This is a genomic window from Paraburkholderia sp. BR10954, from assembly GCF_040965775.1.
Lineage (GTDB): Bacteria > Pseudomonadota > Gammaproteobacteria > Burkholderiales > Burkholderiaceae > Paraburkholderia > Paraburkholderia youngii.
This window is the reverse complement of record NZ_JBFRCK010000084.1, coordinates 1-9,618: the sequence shown is the minus strand read 5'-3', so window position 1 is coordinate 9,618 and position 9,618 is coordinate 1. Positions and strand designations below refer to the sequence as shown.

10 protein-coding genes and 5 pseudogenes are annotated in these 9,618 nt (G+C 55.4%); 8 read left to right on the top strand and 7 right to left on the bottom strand.

From position 1 onward, the window contains the following. Positions 1-169, top strand: a pseudogene (locus tag AB4Y34_RS39760) (IS5/IS1182 family transposase); the annotation flags it as partial. Between the two features lie 277 nt (positions 170-446). On the opposite strand, the pseudogene AB4Y34_RS39755 reads toward AB4Y34_RS39760, so the two are convergent. From AB4Y34_RS39755 to AB4Y34_RS39740, 4 genes and pseudogenes are all read right to left on the bottom strand, one after another. Beyond that, a pseudogene (locus tag AB4Y34_RS39755) lies at positions 447-641 on the bottom strand (IS110 family transposase); the annotation flags it as partial. A gap of 28 nt (positions 642-669) precedes the next feature. Next, a pseudogene (locus AB4Y34_RS39750) lies at positions 670-814 on the bottom strand (IS6 family transposase); the annotation flags it as partial. A 63-nt stretch (positions 815-877) separates the two neighbouring features. Then, entirely contained in the window at positions 878-1,672 is a 795-nt protein-coding gene (gene hutG, locus AB4Y34_RS39745; RefSeq protein ID WP_176369595.1) for an N-formylglutamate deformylase, read from the bottom strand. Next, the gene (locus AB4Y34_RS39740; protein WP_255215279.1) at positions 1,656-2,432 is read right to left on the bottom strand and encodes a LysR family transcriptional regulator substrate-binding protein; all 777 of its coding nucleotides are present in this window, start codon (positions 2,430-2,432) and stop codon (positions 1,656-1,658) included. Before AB4Y34_RS39740 ends, hutG begins: the two co-directional genes overlap by 17 nt. Before the next feature lie 59 nt (positions 2,433-2,491). Between AB4Y34_RS39740 and AB4Y34_RS39735 the strand changes: the two are divergent. Further along, positions 2,492-2,596 (top strand): annotated as a pseudogene (locus AB4Y34_RS39735) (IS6 family transposase); the annotation flags it as partial. A gap of 252 nt (positions 2,597-2,848) precedes the next feature. Here AB4Y34_RS39735 and AB4Y34_RS39730 read toward each other — a convergent pair. Next, positions 2,849-3,514 carry a hypothetical protein gene (locus tag AB4Y34_RS39730; RefSeq protein WP_368719117.1) on the bottom strand — a complete coding sequence of 222 codons (666 nt, stop codon included), beginning with the start codon at positions 3,512-3,514 and terminating at the stop codon, positions 2,849-2,851. Positions 3,515-3,722: 208 nt separating this feature from the next. Continuing rightward, positions 3,723-4,358, bottom strand: coding sequence for a hypothetical protein (locus tag AB4Y34_RS39725; RefSeq protein ID WP_176369598.1), 636 nt, complete (start codon positions 4,356-4,358; stop codon positions 3,723-3,725). Positions 4,359-5,653: 1,295 nt separating this feature from the next. Between AB4Y34_RS39725 and AB4Y34_RS39720 the strand changes: the two genes are divergently transcribed. Next, positions 5,654-5,995, top strand: coding sequence for a hypothetical protein (locus AB4Y34_RS39720; protein ID WP_368719116.1), 342 nt, complete (start codon positions 5,654-5,656; stop codon positions 5,993-5,995). 14 nt (positions 5,996-6,009) lie between these two features. After that, on the top strand, positions 6,010-6,696 hold the full coding sequence (locus AB4Y34_RS39715; RefSeq protein WP_176369600.1) for a hypothetical protein: 687 nt from the start codon (positions 6,010-6,012) through the stop codon (positions 6,694-6,696). Here AB4Y34_RS39715 and AB4Y34_RS39710 read toward each other — a convergent pair. Beyond that, a complete protein-coding gene (locus AB4Y34_RS39710) occupies positions 6,693-6,875 on the bottom strand; it encodes a hypothetical protein (protein ID WP_176369601.1) in 183 nt (60 codons plus the stop codon). The two genes, AB4Y34_RS39715 and AB4Y34_RS39710, sit on opposite strands and share 4 nt — an antisense overlap. A 191-nt stretch (positions 6,876-7,066) precedes the next feature. Here AB4Y34_RS39710 and AB4Y34_RS39705 point away from each other — a divergent pair, with 191 nt between their 5' ends. From AB4Y34_RS39705 to AB4Y34_RS39690, 4 genes and pseudogenes are all read left to right on the top strand, one after another. Continuing rightward, complete coding sequence (locus AB4Y34_RS39705; RefSeq protein ID WP_176112654.1) at positions 7,067-7,456, top strand: hypothetical protein; 390 nt, start codon at positions 7,067-7,069, stop codon at positions 7,454-7,456. Beyond that, complete coding sequence (locus AB4Y34_RS39700) at positions 7,431-7,733, top strand: AlpA family transcriptional regulator (protein ID WP_255209103.1); 303 nt, start codon at positions 7,431-7,433, stop codon at positions 7,731-7,733. Before AB4Y34_RS39705 ends, AB4Y34_RS39700 begins: the two co-directional genes overlap by 26 nt. A 175-nt stretch (positions 7,734-7,908) precedes the next feature. Beyond that, positions 7,909-8,159 (top strand): annotated as a pseudogene (locus AB4Y34_RS39695) (IS5/IS1182 family transposase); the annotation flags it as partial. Positions 8,160-8,560: 401 nt separating this feature from the next. Then, positions 8,561-9,511, top strand: coding sequence for a S8 family serine peptidase (locus AB4Y34_RS39690; RefSeq protein WP_368719115.1), 951 nt, complete (start codon positions 8,561-8,563; stop codon positions 9,509-9,511). Positions 9,512-9,618: the final 107 nt, after the last annotated feature.

Below are 9,618 nucleotides of genomic sequence, written 5' to 3'. Positions count from 1 at the left end.
CAAGGAGCGGCTCGGGCGGCATCGCTGAGTGGTCGAGCGCACGCATGCATGGTTTGCCGGTTTCGGCGAACTGCGCATTCGTTTCGAACGGCGTCTCGACATTCATAGTGCTTTGCTTTCCTTGGCTACTGCCGTTATCTGCTCGCGCTTCGTTGATGACTTGTGTTAGCGGCTCTTAGCGGAAACACGACATTTCTTATATGGTCGCCTCCCATTTGCAAGCCGATTGTGCGTGGCGAGGAGGGTGGTTGCGGACTTATATCCGGACTCTATCGCGGGATTTTCCCCGCCGGCCCCGATGGATTTCGCCGCAAAGGTCCTAATCTAAATGGTGAACTCGAGATCCGAGAAATGTCTCAGGCTTGCCTTTGCGTGGTCCAACCTGTCTTGCCATCGTTCAATTCACCTATGCAACAGTGGATGGGTTAAAGGGCTTCAATGCGTGATTACTGCGCCGGTGCCACCTGATACGTTCGGCCGTACGCCAGCAGCGCCCAGATCGTTCGCGCCAGCTTGTTGGCGAGCGCAACGGCAACGACGTTGGTTGGTCGTCGCGCCAGGAGGGTACGCAGACGCTCCGGCAGATGCTTCGAGGCCGAGATCACTGAACGGGCGCCATGAAGCAGCAGCGTGCGTAAATAGAGGCCTGGCCGGGATTCCATGGCACGCTGCCTGCCTGCGACGTGGCTCGCGGAAAACCTGCATCGTGGCGCGTGAGCGGGTGACTATTTTCAGCGCGATTGTTCACCTGAGCCGACGTCTTTGCGAACAGGTCCTTTACGACGGCGAGTTCCGGTACTTGGGCCTTCGCTGCTTGCCCGCATCGATTTGACATTGCAGGGGCCGGACACTTTTTGAATATCGCAACGGGACGATCTCACAATGCACTGACTGCATCCATTGACCTACCGACCATTGTTTCCAATGTTGGTATAACCAGCCGCGCACGATCCGGGATTAGGTGAAACGGAAGATTTTCGTCCATGTAAGTACTCTGACACATCTCAAGCTGGATGGCATGGATACCGGATGACGGCACTCCGTAATGACGGGTGATAAACCCGCCCTTGAATCGGCCGTTGCTAATCCAGGAATACCCGCTTTCCGCTGCTGCATTGATTGCAGCTTGAAGTACCGAATCGGCCGCAGTGCGGCCGTCCTGCGTTCCGATGTTCAGACCTGGGAGTTTGCCCTGGAACAGCCGCGGTAGAACGCTCGCAATCGAATGCGCTTCCCACAGAAGTACATGCGGATGTTCCTCGCGAAGTCGACGCAGTTCTTCTACAAGGCGATCATGGTACGGTTGCCAGTATGACTTTACTCGCAAATTCTTTTCATCTGCCGTCGGAGTCTGCCTATCGCGATAGACAGTCTCGCCACGGAACGTCTGCTCCGGACATAAGCCGGTGGTCTGTTGCCCGGGATAAAGACTCTCGTCGGAAGATGGTCTGTTCAAATCGATGACATAGCGGGACAAGTGCGCACTCGTGACCGTCGCCCCGAGCTTATGCGCGAACTCGTAGAGTTTGTCGAGATGCCAGCCAGTGTCGGCAAGCCTTAGCGCGGCGTCGGTGTATTTCTCTCGTAGGTCGTCTGGGATGTTTGTCCCGAGATGGGGAATCGAAATAAGTAGCAGGGCGTTCCCTCGCGTCAAATCATATACTTTTGTCACGATGAGTCCTCGTTATGTTTGACTGTTGTAGCGCGGTCGCAGGCATCTGCGGTAACAGTTTTTTGAGCGCAGGACGGATCAGCTCGTCGAGGACGTTTCCGGTAAGGGCCGAGATCTGGTCCACGAGTTCGTCCCACTCGGCACGCCTGTGCAAAATGAAAAAATCCCGCCGACTCAGATGGCTCCTGGAAAGAGGAAATACGACTAAAGTGTCAAGATAGTGGCGCGCTTGCCAAAGGCAGAGCGGTGTGGAAATGGCAAAACCGAGGTTTGCGCTGACAAGGCTCAGCAGCGGGTCCGTCGCATCGAATTCGTAATGACGAGCGCTGCCGATGTTCAGATGTCGAGCTAACCGCTCAACCTGCTGCCCAATTACTGAACGCGCCGTGTATCGAATCAGCGGCAGTTCGGCAGCCAGGCTTCCCCATTCGGGATTTGCTCCCTTATGCCTCTCGAACCAGCGGCGAGAAGCGACTGCGAGAAAAGCCTCTGATAAAAGCGGAACTTCGACCAGTCGTGTGTCGGTAATTGTGGTCTGAGTGCAAACCACGACGTCCACCTCGCGCTGATGAATTTGCGCTGAAAGGGCTGGTGTAAGCCCAGACCACATTTCAATTTGACGGGTTGATCCGGACATGGCGCGAATCAACTCCGGACCGACGGTGGCAGCGAACGAGTCAACGCATCCAAGTCGAACCGGCAGGGTTTCGCCTCGCGACGTGTCCCTAAGCTTGCTGCTGACATCTTGTGCCTGCTTCAACAGGGGCCCGGCCAGCTTGAGCAGAGCGCGGCCAGCGAGATTGGGCCGGGGCGGCCGGCGCCCGCATCCTGTTGGGTGGTATTGAAACAATGCACATGATCGTCAAGGGGCAGATGGATGACGGCGGGACCGATCAAACTCCCGCACAGCAGTTCTATTCACTGCCGCATAAGCGTTCCTCACCATACCGGACTCTGTCGTCCGGTCGGCCTTACCGCGACAAAACCCGCCTGTGTGCAAGGACTGCCCAGATGATCCGCGCCATCTGGGCAAAGCGTTGTCCAACAAGGCTCGCTGCGCCCACGCAGGCAACTGCATCGCAGTTTGACAGAATTACTGGCGCAAAGGTGAGACATTTACTGTAATACGTTCTACGCGACCGGCTTGCGTCGCCGCCAAGATGGGCTATGAGCACATTATGTTTTTTGAAAATCGAGAGTCCCGTTCAGATCATATTTCAGGCTTGTCGCCCCGGGACCGAAATCGACCCTCGTCGCGGGGGTCATGCTGTCTAATTCCAACGTCGGCGCGCTCATTCTGCCTTGCCCATCTGACTGTGGCAGGACGGTTCCCAGTGCGCAGTCGGTGACTATTAAATAGTAGGAAAACTGAAAAATATTGAAAATGTACTGTGTATTCGGGGCGCCTTGCGCAACTAGCGCGGGATTAGAGTCAATGTATAGCGCAACACCCATGGTCAACGCATCGCTTACCGTGAAACTTCTATCTGTATTAATTCGAAGTTTACCCATAAGGTGGTTATCAAAATATGGCCGTCCAGAATAGAAGCTGCCGTTTTGATATCCAATTGGAAGCGAGTTTTCGCCCTTTGCGGTGAATGGGAAGGCTGACGTCATTTGCCCGGACTGGAATTGCGCACCTACATCAATTGATTTTGTGGCATTTCCCCAACCAAGTCCGTAAGCAGTATCGTCCCACTTGAATTGGTGGTTGCCTTTGTCATTGATCCTGCTTCGTAGCCAGACCAGTGAAAAGCAACATTTGCCGAAAGTGTCCGCCAGAAATATCGCAACGTTCTGCGGTGCGCCACTGCTATTGGTGACGGTCACGGAATAGGTCATGATAAAATGTCGATCCTTCTTCTTCTCGGGAGAAAATGAATGCGTCAAGGTAATTGATATAGATGAATATTATATGCGCTTATTGATTTGGCATTGGCGGTGATGGCGCGTATTGGCAATTTATTGTCGCCGAGCTTAATAAAAACCAGTCTGTTTGAAAACAGACTGGTTTTACCGAGCCACCGAAAAGCAGGCTGCCAGGCTCCGGCTATACCGGGACCGGGACGAATTGTAACGTATCAGTCAGCTTGAATTTCAACGAAGTCACGCCTCCCGCAAATTCGAATTGTTTCGGACTGCTGACAAAGCTGCCAGAGACAGCAACGCCTTGCTTGGCCTCAGTTGTGCAGATCCAGTAAATCGGGTGGGTGTCAAACAAAAATTTGCCATTTGGTTTGCCTTGCATTGCAAACGTTGGCAGAGAATTCATGTACACGGCAAGGCTCATTGCTTGTGACTGTGAAACTGTAAACGACGCGTCTGTCGTGACCAGCATGCTACCGTTGGGCACCTGCGGGTCGTTGAATGCCACAGGATGAGTCTTAAACTGCTCATTAGCATAAGTCACGCCCATCTCGTTGTTGCCGCCAGCAGTGGTTGGATCCATCCTTTGGATCGGGCCGCCAGAACTCCACTGGACGCCCGGTACAAGCGGTTGCTCGGAGGTGCCCCAGTTGAGCGCCCAATCGACTGTCCAATTGTAGCTATTGGTATTGCCATTGTTGACCGATTGCAGAAGCCACACTAGTGGCAATCCTGCTTTTAAATTAGGATACGTCTGGTAGATAGCGACATTCGCGGGAGCGCCGCTGTCATTGAGCACGGATATGGTGTATGAAGACATGAGTGCATTCACTTATTTCAAGAGTTGATGGATAACTTATCCTGCCGTTGGCGGCAAATCTGAACGATTTGCTCAATCAAGGTGTGAAAGTTCTACGAAGTAAATGAGTAAGGTACTGCGTTTCCGGTTGGTCGAACGTTTGTACGTTCGCCTAGCCAGAGCAGCTTACGTGCCAGCTGACCCGAGAACAGGAGAAATGGCCGACACAACACATTAGTCTTTGAGGGTGATTGTCCTAGGTGTTAGGTTCTCGGCATTATATGTTCACAAGCGGGACCGAAGTACTCACGCGGCGGCGCAAGCGATCGGGCGAAGCCGGCGTCGAAGAACTGCTCACCTCACTCTATCGCAATCAGCTCGCCGCACGCTTCGCCGCTTGGCATCTTTTCATTGAGGTGCCGGGTTCCGTTTTCTGAACAGATCTGAGTCCTCTCCGCTATTGCGCCGCGAACAATTTAACGTGACAGCGCCGAAATTGGCCTCGTCGCAACTAAGACAATAAACGGCGGGTTTGTCGGGTTTGAAATGTAGGCCTCCACGTAAAAATTGCGTTGGCTGACCGACGGTCGCGAATGTGGGCGGAAACGAGTGAGTTGGCATGAAACTCGCTTTTGATAAACTTGTGACCTGCTCAGTAAAAAAAGGACATGCCCGTCTTACGGATACCCGTGCCGCCGCGCTTCCGCAGTAACCCGTTCGTACAAGTGGTGATCCATTGAGACGGGATAGGTGCAAGGCATGACACCATGACTCCATATGCGTGTTCCTTTAACAACATTCGCCAGGCCGATTGCCTAGTTGGTTTGCTCGGGACGCTTTCGACGTGTTCTGCGATGGACAATTTTATTTATATGCCCACAATTGGATCCGAAATGAACTCTCGAGATCGAGCATAAATTGCCGGGGGATGATGTTGCCCGACTCAAGACCCGGTGAAACTATCTCAACGACGGTGGCGATCAACTCCATTGATGACTATCGCTTGCTGTTCAGCGGCGAAGCGTGCGAAGCAGCGCGGGCAGGTTTTTCCGACCCACTCAGTGCGTTATCTCGACCGTAACCAGAACGGGAATTCCTCTGGGCGCTTTGAACAGACTGGCCGACTATGTCGATGGACATGGCGATCTTGCTTCGAACGACAAGGCATTGAATACAAATTTTCGTGCAGTACGGATCGGCTTGTCCTTTCATGAGAGGTTTTCTGGAAACAGGAATAACTTAACGATATTGGTCGATTTCATTGTTCAAGAAATCGAAACCGCAGGGAAATAAGTGTCCGTATCGCCGATATGGGCGTGAACGTCATAAAAACCTGTTGGATATTGTTTGAAGGAGTTGATATGAATGACCATACGTCAAGCCGCAATTCATCATTGCGAGGTGCACGGCCGAACGGCGCCGAGACGGAAGTGCACGCGATCGATCCGGAAATGCTGGTAGCGATGCTCGTCGAAGCGACGGACACCGCACCGGCCGTGAATGACCCGTCGCTGGCGTTGGACGAGGATCTGGAGACCTGCGACTTGCACGCAATCGGCGCCGCTGCCTCCGGCACGCGGTCGAAAATGCGATCCGACCGTACGATGGGGACTAGCACCGAAAAGAGCGTGCACACCTGCGGCGGGTGTCGGGGCTGACGGAGAGGTTCGCGATGGACGCGCAAGTCGTCACGCTTCTTCCTCCACTCGCGGAATCGACGTTGCGCGATTGGGTCGCTCGCAGCAGGTGGCTAGGCGAGCGCCTGACCTGCCCCCCCGACGCCGGTGGCGTCGGGGGCGACAAGGAGGCTGCCGCTTTCGCGTCCTGGCGCCGGTTGGCCGCGAAGGATCACGCGCACCATTTCGACACCTATCTCGAACGGCTCGGGCTGTGCGAGCACCAGGCGGTGCTGCGCCTCGGCCCTGCGAGGCAGGCCGGTCGCGCCGCGCTGCCTGACTGGGCGGATCGCTTGCCCGCGTGGATTGCACTCGTTTGTGCGGGCGACGCGGCATCGGGCGGCCGCGACGACAGCAATGTCCCGTTTGCTGATCTCTTTCGTCCGCTGGGCCGTGCCATATGGGATCGTATCGCCCGCGATCTGGATAGCTCGCTTTGGGCCGCGCCGGTTCGAGACGACGTGAGCGCTGGGCTGGCCACACACCTGTCCGCGCTGTTCGCCGACAGCCTTTACGGCTGGTTCAACGCGTTCCGGTCGGTCCGGCAATCGCACGGCCTTCCTGCGGCGGACGAGGCCGCGTCCGCGTCGAAGCAAATTTACGCCGATTTCATGTCGTGGCTGCGCAGCGGGCATTTGAGGTCCGGCCGGGATTCGCTAAAAATCCGCCACATCTCGGCCTAAGCTGCTGATTTGACTGCGAAATCGATGGTCGGATCGAGCAGTGGAACGGGGCATTGCAGATCCGGCAGATAGTCTCCGAGCCGGTTGACATGCCCTCGCCAGTACTGCAGCGACGTCTTGAAAATATTAGCGTCGACCAGATACCAGTTCTCGTGAGCTTCTTTTGGCTTGCGTGACATCCGCAGCACGTTGCATAGGATCCTTCACTTTTCGTTTCGCTTCGGCAACGGCTGGCCGGGCACGAGTATCTGGCGAGCGCGATATCGACGTACATGCAGGACGAGGAATGTTCGCCGCCCGCAGCGGCGATGAAGGCGCGCGAGCGCTGGCAGTTGCGTCTCGCGCTATCGATTGACCCGGAGGAAACCTGATGTACCTACATTCGCGCGCGCAATACTCGTATAGCGTCGAACCGCCCTTTATCTGCATCATCGATCACAACGATGGCGCGCGCTCCGTAACCAATGACGCCGAGCGCGTCATCGCCGATCTGGTCGCCGATGGCTTTCGCGTTGATGAGTACGTCATCATCTATCAGGACAGCGAGGGCGTATGGGATCGCATGCTGACCGCAGACGGCGCCTTCCTCTGCTTTGAGTCTGTCTGCGAGTTAAAGAGCAGGCGAAGCGCGTCATCAATGGCGAGGCGCCGTATAGCCCGTCAATCTGAGGGGCGGCAGTGGTCTGTTTCTCGGAGCCCGGCGGCCCCGATATCAAAAGGGAAGGGTCTGAAACATGACAACGAAGACGACAACCATTAGCGCGAAGCCGGTCTATCTCGACCTGCATGCGGCGGCGACATTCGTATCGCTATCGGAAGCGACGATTCAAAAGCTGGTGCGCGAGAATGAGTTCCCGCCGCCGCGCAAGATATCCGCGAATCGGGTGGCCTTTCATGCTTTCCAACGGCGTCGTCTATGCAGACCTCGCCTCGGTACCGACTACTTCAGCCGGCTCGACACTGGCAAAACCATCCAACGCCTGCTCAAGCGGCTTGCCGATCTCGGCTACAACTCGCAACCGGCCCCTTCCTCATGAGCGCTTCTTACCAGCAACTGGTTGCGTGTTTTCAAAAACGAAAACGCGCAACCAGTTGAAAGTCATACTGCCTGGGCGGTATTAGAGAATCACGCGGACATCAAAAAACATTTTATATCTATGTGATGGGCGATCGGTGCCATGATGGCAGCAATCCCATAGGGCCTGCAGTCTCGATCTTTGCTTGTGTGCGCACAGGGGGTTTTCGGGATTAGACAAGGGTATGACGCGTTTGGCTGGCGAGAGTGCGATTCTCCGGTTCCGTCACCTCCTCGCAACACACGGCTTGGCCGCGTGATACGCACGCTGGTCAATGAGATCCTGAGCGAGCAAGGCTTGATGCTGAAGGCAGGGTCGGCGGTCGATACGATCTTGATTTCGGCACCCAGTTCGACAAAGAACGGCTCTGATACACGGGGCCCGGAGACGCACCAGATGAAGAAGGAACCAGCAGCAGTTTGGATAGACGAAGGCCCCGTATCGAGGGTTGATGAAGAGCACCGCGCAGATCACGACACTGTTTGCACTGGCCAACCGTTGAACGGCGCGCAAGGCTTTACGCGAAACGTGAAAAGCCCATCGGTCTCGGCAAACGGAGGTCGTCATGCTTCGAAAGCCGGGCGACCACCCTGCCAACAAACTCTTACGACTGATATGCCGCAAGTGGCAAAAGATCAGCGCTCTGAAAACTAGCGGCTGAGCGACGCAGACCGACGAGTGGTATGGGTGACTGCGTGGCGCTGAGGGAGTAAGGTGGCTCCGGTCGAGCCGGCTGGGACAAGCCCAACGATGTACGAGCTCGAAGCTCAATGGGGTCCGAAGACTCCGTGGAAGCACCACTGGGAATACCCCGCGTTCTTGGCGTGGGGTCGTTTATTAGCGGGGTGGGCGGCATGAAACACTGGCGAGTGCCTTGGTTCGGAATGCGAACCATCTCGCATGCGTCCCACCAGCTCGAGTCTCCTACCGGACACCGCACAATTTTTGCCAATAACCGCTCGTTGAGCCATGCTCATCATCGCCGACACCTCCGCCGTTTCACGCTCGCGTTACAGATCGACCTTGTGCATATGGTCAGCCGCACGCTTGATCCCTGTCGATACGTATCGCGCAATCGTTGCTTGCAGCCCGAACGACTTCCTTCCGCCGGTACGATGGCGGCTCTAAGCGTCGATCATACCGACACACAGGCTAAAGCGATGTATAAGGCAAGGTCGATCGCATTGCTTCATGTATTTCTTGTGGGATCTCTGTTTCTAAAGCCAGCATTCGGTCAGGAACGACTCTATACGAATGCCGACGGTAGCAAAACGGACAGCCTGGAGCAAGCCGCCAAATCTTGGGGCAACGATAAAGAATTCAAGGCGAGCTGGTCGGCTGGCACGATGAAGGCGCAATACGCGTATGCGATGGGGTTTACCGGAAGAGGCATAAAAGTCGGGGTGCTGGATTCAGGCGTCGATACGACACATCCCGAACTGTCAGGACCTCGGATCCATCCTGTGTCTACTATCGGTACATACTATGAAGACGGGTTCCAGTTTTATGCCGACGATTCGACGATCCCGGTCAAGAAGGGTGACGTATTCAATGTTCCCGGATCGCATGTCGATGATGTGAATGACTCGCATGGAACCGAGGTAAGCGGAGCCATTGGTGCCGCACGAGACGGCAAAGGAATGCAGGGTGTCGCGTTCAATGCAGATGTTTATGTCGCGAACACCAATGGGACCGACGACAATCGTGAACATGGCTCCAACCGCCTAGCAGGCTGTTGAAAAGCGCCCCGTCATGACGACCGAAGCTACGTTCAGGAGACTTGCGCGTGCAATTTCCCGCTGAATTACCGGTTTGCCGCGCGATCCGCGCGGGGCATGCGCACGCA